General features: G+C 70.3%; 16 protein-coding genes and 1 riboswitch. Of the genes, 5 read left to right on the top strand and 11 right to left on the bottom strand.

Annotated features, from left to right (window positions below; genetic code table 11):
• Window positions 1-1,139 precede the first annotated feature (1,139 nt).
• From Dfulv_RS40960 to Dfulv_RS40940, 5 genes are all read right to left on the bottom strand, one after another.
• Window positions 1,140-1,517, bottom strand: coding sequence for a hypothetical protein (locus tag Dfulv_RS40960; protein WP_259859192.1), 378 nt, complete (start codon window positions 1,515-1,517; stop codon window positions 1,140-1,142).
• Complete coding sequence (locus Dfulv_RS40955; protein ID WP_259859191.1) at window positions 1,517-3,238, bottom strand: PHP domain-containing protein; 1,722 nt, start codon at window positions 3,236-3,238, stop codon at window positions 1,517-1,519. Before Dfulv_RS40955 ends, Dfulv_RS40960 begins: the two co-directional genes overlap by 1 nt.
• 77 nt (window positions 3,239-3,315) lie before the next feature.
• Window positions 3,316-4,053, bottom strand: a complete 738-nt coding sequence (locus tag Dfulv_RS40950; RefSeq protein ID WP_259859190.1) for an energy-coupling factor transporter transmembrane component T family protein — start codon at window positions 4,051-4,053, stop codon at window positions 3,316-3,318.
• Entirely contained in the window at window positions 4,050-5,372 is a 1,323-nt protein-coding gene (locus tag Dfulv_RS40945; protein WP_259869174.1) for an ABC transporter ATP-binding protein, read from the bottom strand. The genes Dfulv_RS40950 and Dfulv_RS40945 overlap by 4 nt, the downstream gene beginning before the upstream one ends.
• Window positions 5,369-5,950: an ECF transporter S component gene (locus Dfulv_RS40940; RefSeq protein ID WP_259859189.1), complete on the bottom strand. Its 582-nt coding sequence runs from the start codon at window positions 5,948-5,950 to the stop codon at window positions 5,369-5,371. Before Dfulv_RS40940 ends, Dfulv_RS40945 begins: the two co-directional genes overlap by 4 nt.
• 70 nt (window positions 5,951-6,020) lie before the next feature.
• Window positions 6,021-6,137, bottom strand: a riboswitch (TPP riboswitch).
• A gap of 52 nt (window positions 6,138-6,189) precedes the next feature.
• On the opposite strand from Dfulv_RS40940, the gene Dfulv_RS40935 reads away from it, so the two are divergent.
• Together Dfulv_RS40935 and Dfulv_RS40930 are read left to right on the top strand one after the other, a co-directional pair.
• Window positions 6,190-7,032: an alpha/beta fold hydrolase gene (locus Dfulv_RS40935; protein ID WP_259859188.1), complete on the top strand. Its 843-nt coding sequence runs from the start codon at window positions 6,190-6,192 to the stop codon at window positions 7,030-7,032.
• 39 nt (window positions 7,033-7,071) lie between these two features.
• Window positions 7,072-9,000, top strand: coding sequence for an acyl-CoA dehydrogenase family protein (locus Dfulv_RS40930; RefSeq protein WP_259859187.1), 1,929 nt, complete (start codon window positions 7,072-7,074; stop codon window positions 8,998-9,000).
• 109 nt (window positions 9,001-9,109) lie between these two features.
• On the opposite strand, the gene Dfulv_RS40925 is transcribed toward Dfulv_RS40930, so the two are convergent.
• Genes Dfulv_RS40925 through Dfulv_RS40905 form a run of 5 tightly spaced genes read right to left on the bottom strand, consistent with a single transcriptional unit; the run spans window position 9,110 to window position 11,936 of the window.
• Window positions 9,110-9,706: a hypothetical protein gene (locus tag Dfulv_RS40925; RefSeq protein WP_259859186.1), complete on the bottom strand. Its 597-nt coding sequence runs from the start codon at window positions 9,704-9,706 to the stop codon at window positions 9,110-9,112.
• 24 nt (window positions 9,707-9,730) lie between these two features.
• Entirely contained in the window at window positions 9,731-10,021 is a 291-nt protein-coding gene (locus Dfulv_RS40920) for an ArsR/SmtB family transcription factor (RefSeq protein WP_259859185.1), read from the bottom strand.
• Entirely contained in the window at window positions 10,008-10,886 is an 879-nt protein-coding gene (locus Dfulv_RS40915; RefSeq protein WP_259859184.1) for a metal ABC transporter permease, read from the bottom strand. Before Dfulv_RS40915 ends, Dfulv_RS40920 begins: the two co-directional genes overlap by 14 nt.
• 52 nt (window positions 10,887-10,938) lie before the next feature.
• Window positions 10,939-11,646 carry a metal ABC transporter ATP-binding protein gene (locus Dfulv_RS40910; RefSeq protein WP_259869173.1) on the bottom strand — a complete coding sequence of 236 codons (708 nt, stop codon included), beginning with the start codon at window positions 11,644-11,646 and terminating at the stop codon, window positions 10,939-10,941.
• Window positions 11,647-11,687: 41 nt separating this feature from the next.
• The gene (locus tag Dfulv_RS40905) at window positions 11,688-11,936 is read right to left on the bottom strand and encodes a DUF6703 family protein (protein ID WP_259859183.1); all 249 of its coding nucleotides are present in this window, start codon (window positions 11,934-11,936) and stop codon (window positions 11,688-11,690) included.
• Between the two features lie 30 nt (window positions 11,937-11,966).
• Here Dfulv_RS40905 and Dfulv_RS40900 point away from each other — a divergent pair, with 30 nt between their 5' ends.
• From Dfulv_RS40900 to Dfulv_RS40890, 3 genes are all read left to right on the top strand, one after another.
• Window positions 11,967-12,290: an antibiotic biosynthesis monooxygenase family protein gene (locus tag Dfulv_RS40900; protein ID WP_259859182.1), complete on the top strand. Its 324-nt coding sequence runs from the start codon at window positions 11,967-11,969 to the stop codon at window positions 12,288-12,290.
• Window positions 12,291-12,342: 52 nt separating this feature from the next.
• Complete coding sequence (locus Dfulv_RS40895) at window positions 12,343-12,846, top strand: hypothetical protein (protein WP_259859181.1); 504 nt, start codon at window positions 12,343-12,345, stop codon at window positions 12,844-12,846.
• 129 nt (window positions 12,847-12,975) lie between these two features.
• On the top strand, window positions 12,976-14,355 hold the full coding sequence (locus tag Dfulv_RS40890; RefSeq protein ID WP_259859180.1) for a glycine--tRNA ligase: 1,380 nt from the start codon (window positions 12,976-12,978) through the stop codon (window positions 14,353-14,355).
• Between the two features lie 142 nt (window positions 14,356-14,497).
• Here Dfulv_RS40890 and Dfulv_RS40885 read toward each other — a convergent pair whose 3' ends face one another.
• Window positions 14,498-14,974: an XdhC family protein gene (locus Dfulv_RS40885; protein WP_259859179.1), complete on the bottom strand. Its 477-nt coding sequence runs from the start codon at window positions 14,972-14,974 to the stop codon at window positions 14,498-14,500.
• Window positions 14,975-15,039 lie beyond the last annotated feature (65 nt).

Raw genomic sequence — 15,039 nt, 5'->3', positions numbered from 1 at the left:
TCAGGTTGACTGGTTCGGGTCGGTCGGCCGGTTCGGGTCGGCCGGTTCGGGCGGGCGGTTCAGGTCGACTGGTTCGGGTCGGTCGGCCGGTTCGGGTCGGCCGGTTCGGGCGGGCGGTTCAGGTCGACTGGCTCGAGTCGGGTGGCCGGTTCGGGTCGGGCGGGCGGCTGCACCGGTCGTCGGGCCGTCGGGTCCTGCTCGATATCGGGCCAGATAGAGGCTTGCAAGCTGGCGGCTTTCCTTCTGGCGGCTTTCCTCCTAGCGGCTTTCCTCCTAGCGTCCTCCTCCCGGCGGAATGCATTTGTGAATCTCACCGTGCGTGCGCTTGCTGTCACGCGACTGCGTAGTGCCCCACGATGTGGGATCGCATCGATGATTGTCGAACCTTCGGCATGACTTTTTCATGATCCCGAAGACTTTGTGTCGCCCGGCAAGCATCAAGTCTTCGGGATCATGAAAAACGGCATATATTCCCGTTTGTCGATGCACCGTGATGCCGGAAATGTCCGCATCAGGTGACCGCCGGAGTGGCAGCGCGAATGGCTGACCAGCGGCAACCCGTACGGCGGGCATCCCGGGAGGCAATTGACTGCCCGTCTTTTCTAGGCTCGCCAATCAGGCCTGCGGCTTGTCCCTGCTCCGGCGGGAACGGCCGCGCCGGCTGGCCTGCGGTCAGATGTGCGGCTCGTCCCTGGTCCGGTCGGGACCGACAACCACATCGGCTAGCCCGCGGGTCAGGTGCGCGGCTCGTCCCCGGGTCCGGCTGGGCCGGCGGTTGCGTCGGCTGGTCCGCCGTCAAGCTTGCGGTTCGTTCCGGGTTCGGCTGGATCGGCGGTCGCGCCGGTCGGTCCGCGGTTAGGTGTGCGGTTCGTCCTCGGGTCTGGCTGGATCGGCACCCGCGCTGGCTGGTCCGCGGTTAGGTGTGCGGTTCGTCCCCGGGCCCGGTCGGATCGGCACCCGCGTCGGCTGGGCCGCCGTCAAGCTTGCGGCTCGCCCCGGCTCTGGAGGAAGCGGCGGCCCGTCCGGTCTGCTCGCGGTCCGGCAGTCCGCTGTCAGGTTTGCGGCCCAGGGGTCGGCGAGGAGTGGCGGCCGCAAAAGGTCCACTGTCAGGCGCCGTCCCGGGCCGGCGCCTGTCTCGATCAGTGGTCGTGGCAACACGGGGTCTGGTTCGGAGGTTCGAACGGTACCAGGACGCCGTTCCTCGCGAACTGGGTGATCAGCGTCAGTGCTCCGTCGCGCCAGAGGGGGCGGACGAAGTTGCGGGTGTCGATCAGCATCTCCGGGACGGCCGGCGTCCCGCCGAGGATTTGTACCCGCTCGATCGCGGACTCGGAAAGTACCGCCGAAACCGGAATCGTGCCGGTCAGCTTCTCCGAACCGGGGAAGAGGACGGCCCGGGCGCCCTCCGGGGGCTTTTCGAAGCCTACGGCCACCTTGCCCTCGGAGAAGTATGTGAAGGCGGGGCGGCCGCCCACCAGGATGTGGTGGTCGGCCGCCTGCACGTCGTCGAACAGCATTACCGGGCGAAGACCCAGATCGGGTTCGCGTAGAACCAGAGGTCCTTCCACGGGTCGGCGTCGCCGAGGACGTCGATCGCCGGGCCGGTCGGGTCGATCGCGGCGCCGAGGTAGCCGGGCGCGGTGCGGTTGCCGTCGGTACCGCGGAGGCGCACGTAGAAGGACTGGTCGACGACGCCGAGGTCGTAGGTGAACGACACGGTGCCGGTCGACTTGTTGACCTCGAACGACTTTACGACCTTGGTGTTCGGGGCCTTGAAGTTGTCCTTGTCGGCGGAGGCGGGCTGGACCTCGCCCCGGATGACGTCCACGCGGGCCAGGGTCGGCACGAAGTTCGCCCAGTTCGGCGTGTTCGCCAGGTTGATCTTGATGACCAGCTCGGCGCGCTGGCCGCGGCGCACGACCAGCGAGTCGCCGAGCGTGACGCCTACCGGGCTGCCCTTGGTGCGGACCTGCACGTCGAGGCCGCTGATCAGGCCGCCGTGGTCGACCCAGACGCGGCCGGCCCGCAGGCCCTCCATGACGGCGGCGTAGCTGAAGTTCTTCGAGCCGACGTGGGTGCGGCTGTAGAAGCCCGGCCAGAAGTCGCCGGCGCTGGTGTTCGACGGCTGGCCGTACACCGGGTCGAAGTGGTAGCCGTTGGCGTTGAAGTCGGTGTTCGCCGGCCGCTTCGCCGTCTCCTGGAACACCACGTGCGAGTCGGAGTTCGCGGTGATCCACCACGCCTTGCCCTCGGCGAGGAGGCTGTCCCAGAGGCCGCCGACCGTGGCGGTCATCCAGTCGAAGCCGCCCCACGTGCGGTAGCTCTCCAGCGGGTAGCCGGGGAACGAGTTGGCGTTGGGGGAGTTGCCGTAGTAGCCGCGGGCGTCGCCCTGGCCGCTGGGCTTCGGGATGCCGGCGGCCTGGTGGCCGGGGGCGCCCTCGAAGCCGATCGCGATCTTCGGGTTGGCGTCGCGCCAGCCGCGGATCTCGTGCGGCGAGTCGATGCCGTTGCGGGCCGGGTGGTTGGCCAGGAACAGCGCGTCCTGCACGCGGCGCTTGGTGACCTGGTCGCCGAGGAACTTGATGCCGGCGATCGCGAGCGCCTCGGTGACGTTGGCCGGGTTGACCGAGCCGACGACCGAGCCGTCGAAGGTGTTCTCGAACTCCTTCAGGACGGCGACCTCGTTGGAGCCCGGGTGCACGAACACGGTGCCGTGCTCGGCCGCCGGGATGTTCCACTCCAGGCCCTGGAAGACCAGCATGTCCTTGAAGTCCTGGCGGGCCTCGCGGATCTGCGGGTTGACCCGCTCGACACCGATCTTGGCGTGGTTCACGCTGCCGTGGTCGGTGATGACCAGCCAGTCCAGGCCGAATGCGGACGCGTGCCGGACGTTGTCGGCGACCCGGTACATGCCGTCGCTGCTGTACTGCGTGTGGATGTGGTGGTCGCCGGCCAGCCACTTGTAGTTGTTGGTGACCGGCCGGCCGTGGCCGTGGCGGTCGAAGCCGTCGAAGTCGCCGTGGTCGTTGCCGTGCGCGTGCGCGACACCGGCGTTGGCCAGCGCCCCGCCCGCGGCAGCGGCCGCACCGAGCAGGCCGGCGCGGCGCAGGAAGCCGCGGCGGGAGACGTCGCCCGGGGAGAGTTCGCTGTCGGGGATCGAGGCGTCGAGCACCGCGGGGACGTCGCCGGCAGCCTGCGGCATGTCCTCGTGGTGATGGTGGTGATGGCCGTGGCCCATGAAGCCGCTCCGTTCAGAGTCGATGGTCCTCACCGGGGAATCTCGACCTTCCGGGCGAACAACAGGTAGCCGTCTGCCTATGTGTGCACGAACTTCAGCATGATCACGACGGCGGCGAGGATCACGCCAACGACCACCACCAATGCGTCCGACCAGCCGAAACGCGTCGGCCGGGCGGTAGTGCGCGGGGTGTCCCGGTCGAAGCCGCGCGCCTCCATCGCCGTCGCCAGCCGGATCCCGCGCCGGATCGCCGCCACGAGCAGGCCGAACAGGGTGGAGAAGAACAACCGCAGCCGTCGTACGGGATGCCAGCCCGCGTCGATGCCGCGCGCCCTGCGGGCGAGGCCGAGCAGGCGGTACTCGTCGGCGAGCAGCGGCACCAGCCGAAATGCGGCGAGCGCGCCGATGGCGAACCGGGGCGACACCTTCAGGTGGGCGATGAGGGAGTCGGCGAGGTCGGTCGGGTCGATCGTCGCGAACACGATGAACCCGGGGAGGCCGACGGCGACGAGCCGCAGTGCGTAGCCGGCCGCGTTCTCCCGGACGTCGAGCCCGGCGACGTGGGCGAGCACCGGGCTGTCCTTCGCGCCGAGCAGCACCGTGAACAGGAAGATGCCCGTGGCCGAGGCCAGGATCGGCCAGCCGCGGCGCCACAGCACCCCGGCGGGCACGCCGGTGAACGGCAGCAGCGCGAGCTCGGCCGCGATCGCGACCGCGGTGACGAGCGGGTCGACCGTGGTCAGCACGGCCGCGGTCAGCAGCGTCGCGGCGAGCAGCTTCGCGGTCGCGTTCCGCTTGGCAAGCCAGGTGGTCATTTCCGCAGCACCAGCCGCCGGTCGCCGATCGCCTCGACGAGTTGTGGGTCGTGGGTGACCAGGACCAGGCCGCGGCCCTCGTCACGCAGGTCGGCGAGCAGGTCGACCAGCTCGCGCCAGGTGCGCAGGTCCTGGCCGAACGTCGGCTCGTCGAGGATCAGCAGCGCCGGGGCGCTGGCCAGGGCGGTCGCGACGCTGAGCCGGCGCTGCTCGCCGCCGGAGAGCGTGTAGGGGTTGGCCGGGGCCAGCCGGTCGAGCCGCAGCCGGGTGAGTAGCTCGTCCACAGTGGACTGCGAGGCGCCGCCCAGAGCCAGTTCGCCGCGGACGGTGTCGGTGACGAACTGGTGCTCCGGATTCTGGAACACCGAGCCGATCCGGCCCGCGAGCTTCGCGGCCCGCCACCGGTGCGGCGGTTCGGCGGCGTCGGGGCCGGCCAGCGTACGACTGGCGACGACACGTCCGGACTTCGGCCTCGTAAGGCCGCCGAGCAGCTGGGCCAGGGTCGACTTGCCGGCGCCGTTCGGCCCTTCGACGACCAGGGCCTGGCCGGCGTGCACGGTCGTGTCGAGGACGTCGTGGGGGAGGGCGAGCCGCTCGGTCGTGAGGAGCGCGTCGCCGGCCGGGGCGGTCGCCCTGCGGTCGGGCAGGGACGCGCCCGGCACCCACACCGCGTCGGACTCGTCGCCGACCACGACGGTCCGGTCGACCAGCGGGAGGGCCTCGTCCACGCGGTGCTCGACGAGCACGAGCGTGGCGTCGACGTCCTGCAGCGCCTTGGCGAGCGCGGTCCGCACGAGCTGCGCGCCGTCCGGGTCGAGGTTGGCGGTCGGCTCGTCGAGCAGCAGCAGGCCGGGGCGCAGCGCGAGGACGCCGGCGATCGCGAGCCGCTGCTGCTCGCCGCCGGAGAGGGCCGACGTGTCGCGGTCCCGGCCGTACGGGAAGCCGACGGCCGCCAGCGCCGCGTCGACCCGCGGCCAGATCTCCGCGGGCGGCACACCGCGGTTCTCCAGGCCGAAGGCGACGTCGTCACCGGCGCGGCTCATCACCAGCTGCGTCTGCGGATCCTGGAACACGATGCCGATGTCACCGCGCATCTCCCGCGCGGGACGGCCGTCGATCAGGACGCGGCCCTCCTGCTCGCCGGAGTCCTCGGCGAGCAGGCCGGCCAGCGCGGCGAGCAGGGTGCTCTTCCCGGCGCCGGAGGCGCCGAGCAGCAACACCCGCTCGCCGTGCTCGATCCGCAGGTCGACGTGGCGAACGGCCCAGGCCTTGCGCCCGGCGTGCCGCCAGCCGAAGTCCTGGAACTCGACGGTGCTCAGACGGCCACTCGCTCCCGGCCCGACGGGAACCGGTCCAGCACACCGGTCGCGGTCAGCGAGCGCTGGAGGGCCCAGCTGCCCGCGCCGGCCACGATCGCGCCGCTGGCCACGACGAGCCCGGCGTAGGTCCACTTCTGGGCGGCGGTGAACGTGTCGCCGTAGTAGACCGCGAGGTCGAACAGCGCGGCGCCGCCGCCGGCCAGCGCGCCGGCGAGCAGCGCGTTGCCGAGGCGGTAGCTGCGGTAGCCGGTCAGTGCGAAGCCGAACTCGCCGCCGATGCCCTGGACCAGGCCGGACACCACGACGGTGAGTCCCCACGCGGAGCCGAACAGTGCGGAGACCGAGGCCGCGACGACCTCGGTGTAGAGGCCGGCGCCGGGCTTGCGGATGACCAGCGGCCCGAGGACGCCCGGCACCAGCCAGATGCCGTAGATGACGGCGCGCCAGGGCAGCGCCCAGCCGTCGAGGGCGTTCCAGAGGTTGTTCCAGGCGTAGAACACGGCGGCGAACGCCACGGCGATGATCGACGCGACGACGATGTCGACGGTGCGCCAACGGGTCGGTGTTGCGGTCTGCATTGGACGATGCCTCCCAGTTCGCAGGTGAACCAGAAGGAGACGCGACGCCACGCCCGTAGACGGACGTGGCGGCTGGAGGTGACCGAGCTCCCTGCGCTGGCATTACCCAGATCAGGTTCGAGGGTCTGCGACGCCGCTCCCGGCGGCCGCCGCACTCTCAGCGCTGTGCGCTCCCCTGTCGGATGTGAAGTTGTTTTCTGACGGTAACAGTGAATGTCCGGCCCTCGTAGTCTCAGGTCATGAAAATCACGGCGCGCTCGCTCGTGTTCGACGTGTTCCCCGGCGGACCTGAGGACGGCCCGCCCGTGCTGCTGCTGCACGGCTTCCCGCAGCACAGCGGTGAGTGGTCGGCGGTCGCGCCGCTGCTGCACCGGGCCGGCCTGCGCACGTACGCCCTCGACCAGCGGGGCACCTCGCCCGGCGCCCGTCCGGAGCCGGTCGACGCCTACCGGATCACCGAGTGCGCCCTCGACGTCGTGGCTGTTCTCGATGCCTTGGAGCTTGATTCGGTACATCTTGTGGGACACGACTGGGGCGCCATCTGCGCCTGGCACGTTGCGCTGCGGCATCCCGCCCGCGTGCGCACGTTGACCGCGGTGTCCGTGCCGCATCCGCATGCGACCGCACGCGCCTACGCGACCGATCCCGACCAGCGCGAGCGGTCTGCCTACATCAAGCTGTTCCGGCAGGTGGGCAAGGCCGAGACCCTCCTGCTGGAGGACGACGCGCGGCGGCTGCGGGCGGTCTTCGCCGGGTCCGGGCTCACCGACGAGGGTGTCGACACCTACGTCCGGCCGCTGCTGGAGCCGGGCGCCCTGACCGCGGCGCTGAACTGGTACCGCGCGATGAACAAACTCGACCTGCTGGGGCTCGGTTCGGTGCGGGTACCGACGACGTACGTCTGGAGCGACGGCGACCTGGCGATCGGCTCGACGGCGGCCCGCGCGTGCGCGTCCCACGTGGCGGCCGACTACCGGTTCGTACCACTTGCGGGGATCAGCCACTGGATCCCCGACCAGGCTCCGCAGGCTGTGGCCGATGCCATCGTGGCTCGATGCATAGCGCAGGCTACCGACGGGTAATAACCTGACTCGTATAGCCCGTCTACCTGGGGGGTTGGCATGGCGACCACCGACGCTACGCAGGTTCCGACCCACGCAGTCCACACCGAGCGCGAGGCCCGCAAGGTGATCGAGGCCAACCGCGAGTCCGAGTGGCGCAAGCCCAGCTTCGGCAAGGAGCTGTTCCTCGGGCGCTTCCGTCTCGACCTGATCGACCCGCTGCCCGCCCTCGACGCCGACCGCCTGGCGCAGGGTGCGGAGTTCCGGTCCAAGCTCGACGCGTTCCTGTCCGCGGAGGTCGACGGACAGCAGATCGAGCGCGACGCCCGCATCCCGGACGAGGTGCTGCGCTCCCTGGGGGAGCTCGGCGCGTACGGCATGAAGATCGACGAGAAGTACGGCGGGCTCGGCCTCACCAACCTGGACTACTGCCGCGCCCTGATGCTCGCCGGATCCGTGAGCCCGGCGATCGGCGCGCTGCTGTCGGCGCACCAGTCCATCGGGGTGCCGCAGCCGCTCAAGCTCGTCGGCACCGACGAGCAGAAGCAGCGGTTCCTGCCCCGGCTGGCCGCCGGTGAGGTGTCGGCGTTCCTGCTGACCGAGCCGGAGGTCGGCTCCTACCCGGCGAACCTGCGGACCTCGGCCGTACCGACACCGGAGGGTGACTACCTGCTCAACGGGGTGAAGCTGTGGGCGACCAACGGCACCCTCGCCACCCTCTACGTGGTCATGGCGCTCGTGCCGAAGAGCGAGGGGCATCGCGGCGGGATCACCGCGTTTGTCGTCGAGGCCGACGCGCCGGGCGTGACGATCGAGCGGCGCAACGCGTTCATGGGCCTGCGCGGCCTGGAGAACAGCGTGACCCGCTTCCACGACGTCCGAGTGCCGGCCGAGAACGTCATCGGCGGCGAGGGCCAGGGCCTGCGCATCGCGCTGAGCACGTTGAACACCGGCCGGCTGTCATTGCCGGCCATGTGTGTCGGCGCCGGCAAGTGGTGCCTCGGCGTGGCGCGCGAGTGGGCCGACGAGCGGGTCCAGATGGGCCGCCCCATCGGCAACTACGAGGCGATCGCGAAGAAGATCGCGTTCATCGCCGGCTCGACCTACGGCATGGAGGCCATGCTCGAGGTGTCCTGCCGCCTCGCCGACGACGACCGCAGCGACATCCGCATCGAGGCGGCCCTGGTCAAGCTCTACGCCAGCGAGCTGGCCTGGAAGGTCGCCGACGAGCTGGTGCAGATCCGCGGCGGCCGCGGCTACGAGACCGCCGACTCCCTCGCCGCCCGCGGCGAGCGGCCGATCCCGGCCGAGCAGATCCTGCGCGACCTGCGGATCAACCGCATCTTCGAGGGCTCGACGGAGATCATGCACCTGGCGATCGCCCGCGAGGCTGTCGACGCGCACCTCTCGGTCGCCGGCGACATCATCGACCCGGACGCGGACCTGGGCCGCAAGGCGAAGGCGGCCGGCAAGGCCGGCGGCTTCTACGCCAAGTGGCTGCCGACCCTGGTCGCGGGCAAGGGCCAGCTGCCCGGCGGGTTCGGCGGGTTCGGGCCGCTGGCGGCGCATCTGCGGTACGTCGAGCGCGCTTCGCGCAAACTGGCCCGCGAGACGTTCTACGGCATGGCCCGCTGGCAGGGCAGGCTCGAGCACAAGCAGGGCTTCCTCGGGCGGATCGTCGACATCGGCGCGGAGCTGTTCGCCATGTCGGCCGCGTGCGTGAAGGCCCGCACCGAGCGCACCGAGCGGCCGGAGGGTGTCGAGCTCGCCGACCTGTTCTGCCGCCAGGCGACCCTGCGCGTCGAGGCCCTGTTCCGCGACCTGTGGGACAACGCCGACTCGATCGAGGTGGCCGCGGCGAAGCGGGTCCTGCAGGGCCGCTACATGTCGCTGGAGGAGGGCGTGATCCCGCCCCCGGCCGAGGGCGCCTGGACCGCGGACTGGGAGCCGGGCCCGTCGGCGGCGGAGGACGTCCGCCGCCGATTCTGACCCTGGACGGCACCCCGCTACGGCGTGATCTTGCAGGTGTGGTGCCTCGACACTCCCGTGATGTCCGGGTTTGTCAGGCACCACACCTGCAAGACCGGCGCGGAAAGGGTCAGCGGAGACCCAACGAGCGCAGCTCCAGCCGGGCCAGGGACTCGACCGCGGTCGTGTCGCCCTTGCGCCACAGCGCGGCGATCTCCGGGTCCAGCTTGACCAGCTTGCCCAGCGGCTGGGTGGCCAGGGCGCGCAGCGCCAGCAGGTCACGACCCGTGGTGGCGTCGCGCAGCCGCGCGGCCGAGGTGGCCCGGCGGATCCAGCGGATGCGCAGCGGCAGCCAGACGAACAGGACGAGCGCCAAGGGCAGCACGACCAGTACGACCGACAGCACCCACGCCAGGTCGTCGACGACGGCCTGCTGTTCCCGCCCCGCGTTGGCCAGCGAGCCGGCGGCGCCGGCGGCGCTGGTGAACGGCGCCGCCAGCGAGTCCGGCAGGACGGGCACGTCCTTGATCCTCTCTCCGGCCGAGTTGAGGTTCTCGGCGAGCCCGTTGCCGGCGCCTTCGAGCTTCTGCCCGGGCACGGCCAGCTTCTGGACGAGGTCGAACAGCATCATCCCCAGCTTGATCCAGGCATAGACCCATACGGCGACGAAGACGTCGGTGACGAGCTGCCGGATGGCGGTGGGGGCACGGTCGGCATAGAGCTTCACGACTTCATGCTGCGGTATTTGTGGCTAGCTCGCTTCGCGGGCGTGGCTCACGGCGTCGGCGACGATGTGCGCGATGTGCTCGTCGGTCAGGGAGTAGGCGATCTCCCGGCCGCGCCGGGCGCCGCGCACCACCCCGGCGCCGCGCAGGACGCGCAGGTGCTGCGACACCAGCGGCTGCGCCGCGCCCAGCGTGTCGACCAGCTCGTGCACGCATCGGGGGCCTGCGGCGAGCTCCGTCACGATCCGGATCCGCAGCGGGGCCGACAGTGCCCGCAGCAGCTCGCCCGCCGCCTCGTAGCCGTCACTCGTCGACATATGCGTAACGGTAACCGTTCTCAGGTTTCTCCTGCGGCTGGGAACGAGTTCGGCGCCGCACCGCCCGCACGGCCGAGGCCGCGACGGTGACCACGAAGAACCCGGCCACCGCGAGCAGGACCACCGTGGCGCCCGGCCCGGTGTTGATGACCGTGGACAGCCATATGCCGCCACCGGACACGACCAGTCCGAGGACGACGGCGGCCAGCATGGTGACCTTGAACCCGCGGGTGATCTGCTGCGCGGTCGCCACCGGTACGACCATCAGCGCGCTCACCAGCAGCAGGCCGACGGCCCGCATGGCGACGGTGACGGTGACGGCGGTGGTGACGGCGAGCAGCAGGTTGAGCGTGCGGACCGGCAGGCCGGAGACCTTGGCGTACTCCTCGTCGTGGCAGACCGCGAACAGCCAGGGCCGCAGCAGCACCGCCACGGCCAGCACGGCGCAGCCCAGGACGAGCATCACCTGCAGGTCCTGATGGCTGGTCGTCAGGGGCGAGCCGAACAGGTACGAGACGAGGCTGCGGTTGCTCTGCGTGTCGGAGAGGTTCACCAGCACGACCCCTCCGGAGATGCCGCCGTAGAACAGCATCGCCAGGGCGACGTCCCCGGAGGTTTTGCCCCGCTCGCGGACCAGCTCGATGACGACGGCGCCGAGCGCGGCGGCGATCACCGCCATGAACACCGGCGACTGGTGGAACAGCAGGCCGAAGCCGACACCGGTGAGCGCGATGTGGCCGATGCCGTCGCCGATCAGCGACAGGCGGCGCTGGACGAGGTAGATCCCGATGGCCGGGGCGGCGGCGCCGGTGATGAGGGCTCCCACCAGGGCGCGGACCATGAAATCGTACGCGAAGAGGTTCATGCGGCACCGTCGTGTTTCGTGCGGCGCCGGCGTTGCTCACGGGCCTGGTCGTTCATGCGGCACCCGCATGCGGGTGCACGTGGTCGTTGTCGGTCTCCGGCGGCGCGCCGTCGTGCACGATCTCGCCGTGGTGGACGACGACCGCGCGGGTGATCAGCGGCCGCAGCGGCCCCAGTTCGTGCGCGACGAACACGACCGTGCCGCCCTGGTCGACGAACCGGTGCAGGCACACGGCGAACGCCTCCTGGCTGGCCGCGTCGACCCCGGCCGTCGGCTCGTCGAGCACGAGCAGCTCGGGGGCGCCGGCGAGAGCCCGGGCTATGAGCACCCGCTGCTGCTGGCCGCCGGAGAGCACGGAGACCGGCTCCCGAGCCCGGTCGGCGAGGCCGACCGCGGCGAGCGCCTCGCCGACCGCGCGGCGGTCCGCCGGCTTCGGCAGGCGGAGGAAGCCCCGGCGGGCGAGCCGCCCCTCGGCGACGACCTCGCGGACGGTGGCGGGGACGCCGCTGCCGGCGCCGATCCGCTGCGGCACGTAGCCCAGCCGGTGCCACTCACGGAAGCGGCGCAGCGGGGTGCCGAACAGGCGCACCTCGCCGCCGACCAGCGGTGCGAGCCCGAGCGCGGCCTTGACCAGCGTCGATTTTCCCGAGCCGTTGGCGCCCAGGATCGCGACCACCTCGGATGGGGCGACCTTGAGGGAGACACCGTCGAGCACGGGCCGGCCGTCGTAGGCGACCACGGCCTGCTCCACCTCTAGCACCACGGCGTCGAGCCTGCCTGATAATGAGAATCGTTGTCAAACTACGTGGCCTTGACCACCGCGAGGGCGACGACCAGCGTGAGAATGACGAGACGGGCGATCCGGATCGCGGGCGGCTGCACCGACCAGGTCCTCGTCAGCAGCCAGCCGACTCCTGCGGCGAGCAGGACCAGCAGCGCGGCGCCGATGATCCCGGGCAGCACCAGCGCGACGAACACGTAGGCGCCCACGCCGAGGAACACCACGGTCGGATTGAGCCGGCCCAGCCGGCTCAGGACACGCTGGCTCATGTGACTCCTCGGGTCCGTATGCTTCGCAACATGCTCGTGGTGACCAGGTTCGTGGTGGAATCCGACGCGTCGGGGTTCGTGGAGCGGGCGCACGCCGCGCTCGGCGCGCTCGCGGCCTGCCCAGGGTATCTCCGCGGCCGGCTGGGACGTGCGTTCGACGACCCGGCGCACTGGAACATCGTCACCGAATGGGAGTCCGTCGGCGCGTACCGGCGGGCGCTGTCGAACTTCGACGTGAAGATGTACGCCACGCCACTGCTCGCCCAGTCGCTCGACGAGCCGTCGGCGTTCGAGGTGCTGGCCTCGGTGGCGCCCGGCGGCGAGCTCACGGTGACGGCGAGTGATCGGGCCTGAGGTTGGCTAGGCTTTTGAGCATGCTGCTGGGCATGCTTCTAGGCTTCTCGACATGACGCCGCCGCAGGTCGACGAGGTGCCCGCGCCGCCGCCGGGGCCGGGTGTCGTCGCGCCGTTCGCCGCGCCGCCGCGCGACCGCGACATGAAGGGCCTCTGGATCGGCCTCGGTGTCGGCGGGCTCGTCCTCGCGATCTGCTGCGTGGGTGGTGTCTTCGGCGGCGGCTTCCTCGTCGCGTTCGCCGACAACCTCACCCGCACGCAGGTCACCGACGTCGTGCGGGGCTACCTCGGGGCGCTGCAGACGCAGAACTTCCAGACCGCCCGCGACGAGTATCTTTGTGCGGCGGAACAGCGCAGCCACTCCGTCGGTTGGTTCAAGGACCGCTACGGATCGTCACCGGTGGTCGCGTTCTCGGTCGACGAGGACGAGGTCGTCATCCAGCAGGACATCGTCGTGCCGGCGCACGTCCAGCAGAGGGGCCGGGGTGAGCGGCTCATGGAGTTCACCATGAGCCAGGAGGGCACCCGATACGTCATCTGCGGAGGCGTCGAATAATCTGGTGCGGCCTGTTCCGGCGTAACCGTACCGTCAATGGTGACGTTGACGGTTTGCCCGTTCTGACCGTCTTTTCACACACAACCGCCTTGCCGACAGCCAGTCGCCGTGAGGCCTAGGAGGAAAACCGTGGCCGCCGATCGCATCGATTCCGTCGTCAGCCTCGCGAAGCGCCGTGGCTTTGTCTTTCCGTCGAGCGAGATCTACGGTGGCACCCGCTCCGCCTGGGACTACGGTCCGCTGGGCGTAGAGCTCAAGGACAACGTTCGCCGCCAATGGTGGAAGACGATGGTCCAGCAGCGTGACGACATCGTCGGCCTGGACTCGGCGGTCATCCTCGCCCGTGACGTCTGGGTCGCCTCCGGTCACGTCGAGGCGTTCGTCGACCCGCTCACCGAGTGTGCGTCCTGCCACAAGCGTTTCCGGGCCGACCACCTCGAGGAGGCGTGGGTCGAGAAGCACGCCGACAAGCCGTTCGTGCTCAGCGAGCTCAACTGCCCCAACTGCGGCAACAAGGGCACCTTCAGCGAGCCGCGCATGTTCAACGGCCTGATGAAGACCTACCTCGGCGCCGTCGAGAACGACGAGGGCCTGCACTACCTGCGGCCGGAGACCGCCCAGGGCATCTTCATCAACTTCAACAACGTCGCGGGCGCCGCGCGCAAGAAGCCGCCGTTCGGCATCGCGCAGGTCGGCAAGAGCTTCCGCAACGAGATCACCCCGGGCAACTTCATCTTCCGCACGCGCGAGTTCGAGCAGATGGAGATGGAGTTCTTCGTCGAGCCGGGCTCCGACGAGCAGTGGCACGAGTACTGGTTGCAGGAGCGCTGGAACTGGTACATCGACCTCGGCATCTCGCCCGACAACATGCGCTTCTACGAGCACCCCAAGGAGAAGCTCTCCCACTACTCGAAGCGCACGGTCGACATCGAGTACCGTTTCCGCTTCGGCGGCACCGAGTTCTCCGAGCTCGAGGGCATCGCCAACCGGACCGACTTCGACCTGACCACGCACTCGAAGCACTCCGGCGTCGACCTCTCCTACTTCGACCAGGAGAAGAAGGAACGCTGGGTGCCGTATGTCATCGAGCCCGCAGCCGGCCTGACCCGCGCCGTGCTGGCGTTCCTGCTCGAGGCGTATGACGAGGACGAGGCGCCGAACACCAGCGGCGGCGTCGACCGGCGCACGGTCATGCGGTTCGACAAGCGGCTGGCCCCGGTCAAGGCCGCCGTCCTGCCGCTGTCCCGCAACGCCGACCTGTCCCCGAAGGCCCGCGACCTGGCCGCCCAGCTGCGCAAGCGGTGGACGGTCGACTTCGACGACGCCCAGGGCATCGGCCGCCGGTACCGTCGCCAGGACGAGATCGGCACGCCGTACTGCATCACGGTCGACTTCGAGACCCTCAACGACAATGCGGTCACCATCCGGGACCGCGACACGATGGCCCAGGAACGCATCACCCTCGACCAGGTCGAGTCGTACCTGATCGAGCGCCTGCCCGGCTGCTGAGGCCCACGTAGCCCGGTTGACCTTGGTCGATTTCCGTGCCCCTGACCACGGAAGTCGACCAAGGTCAACTTTTCGTTCAGGTCGCGGCTTCGTGATCGCGATCATGACAAGGTGCGCCTGAGGTGCCGGGCGCGGGAGCGGCTCAGAACGTGAAGCCGCCCGGGCGGGCGTTGCGGTCCGCCAGCAGGCCGGCCAGCGTCGCCAACGCGATCTCCGCCGGAGTCTTCGAGCCGATGTTGAGGCCGATCGGGCGGTGTACCCGTTTGATGTCCGCGTCCGGCACGCCCAGCCCGCGCAAGGCCTCGATGTGCGGGGCCGTGTGCCTCGGGCTGCCCATCACGCCGACCCAGCGGGCCGGTGAGGCGAGGGCGTCCCGCAGCACCACGCCCAGCTCCGGACGGTCGTGATCGGTGACGACCACGTCGGTGTTGGCGTCGATCGTGACCTTGTCCAGGCCCGGCTCGGCGAGCGCGACCCGATATCCCAACGTGGCCGCGAAGTGCATCAGGTGCGTCGCCACCGGGGAGTCGAAGACCGCCACGAGGGACCGGCCGTCCGGGGCCGGCTCGACCGCGCCGTGCGCGAGAGCGCAGCCGATGGAATCGAACTCCGCCACCATTTTGTCACTCTCCGAAGTATTCGCCAGCGCTTCATGCCGAAGGTACCAATCGACGCGGTAGCCTC

It is taken from the genome of Dactylosporangium fulvum (genome assembly GCF_025137375.1).
GTDB classification, from domain to species: domain Bacteria; phylum Actinomycetota; class Actinomycetes; order Mycobacteriales; family Micromonosporaceae; genus Dactylosporangium; species Dactylosporangium fulvum.
The sequence above is the reverse complement of the archived record's forward strand: the minus strand, read 5'-3'. Positions and strand labels throughout refer to the sequence as shown.

Coding starts and splice junctions, on each gene's coding strand:
- Dfulv_RS40935 (WP_259859188.1), top strand. CDS start 6,190: ATGAAAATCACGGCGCGCTCGCTCGTGTTCGACGTGTTCCCCGGCGGA.
- Dfulv_RS40900 (WP_259859182.1), top strand. CDS start 11,967: ATGCTCGTGGTGACCAGGTTCGTGGTGGAATCCGACGCGTCGGGGTTC.
- Dfulv_RS40885 (WP_259859179.1), bottom strand. CDS start 14,974: ATGGTGGCGGAGTTCGATTCCATCGGCTGCGCTCTCGCGCACGGCGCG.
- Dfulv_RS40905 (WP_259859183.1), bottom strand. CDS start 11,936: ATGAGCCAGCGTGTCCTGAGCCGGCTGGGCCGGCTCAATCCGACCGTG.
- Dfulv_RS40895 (WP_259859181.1), top strand. CDS start 12,343: ATGACGCCGCCGCAGGTCGACGAGGTGCCCGCGCCGCCGCCGGGGCCG.
- Dfulv_RS40955 (WP_259859191.1), bottom strand. CDS start 3,238: ATGGGCCACGGCCATCACCACCATCACCACGAGGACATGCCGCAGGCT.
- Dfulv_RS40960 (WP_259859192.1), bottom strand. CDS start 1,517: ATGCTGTTCGACGACGTGCAGGCGGCCGACCACCACATCCTGGTGGGC.
- Dfulv_RS40940 (WP_259859189.1), bottom strand. CDS start 5,950: ATGCAGACCGCAACACCGACCCGTTGGCGCACCGTCGACATCGTCGTC.
- Dfulv_RS40920 (WP_259859185.1), bottom strand. CDS start 10,021: ATGTCGACGAGTGACGGCTACGAGGCGGCGGGCGAGCTGCTGCGGGCA.
- Dfulv_RS40950 (WP_259859190.1), bottom strand. CDS start 4,053: ATGACCACCTGGCTTGCCAAGCGGAACGCGACCGCGAAGCTGCTCGCC.
- Dfulv_RS40930 (WP_259859187.1), top strand. CDS start 7,072: ATGGCGACCACCGACGCTACGCAGGTTCCGACCCACGCAGTCCACACC.
- Dfulv_RS40915 (WP_259859184.1), bottom strand. CDS start 10,886: ATGAACCTCTTCGCGTACGATTTCATGGTCCGCGCCCTGGTGGGAGCC.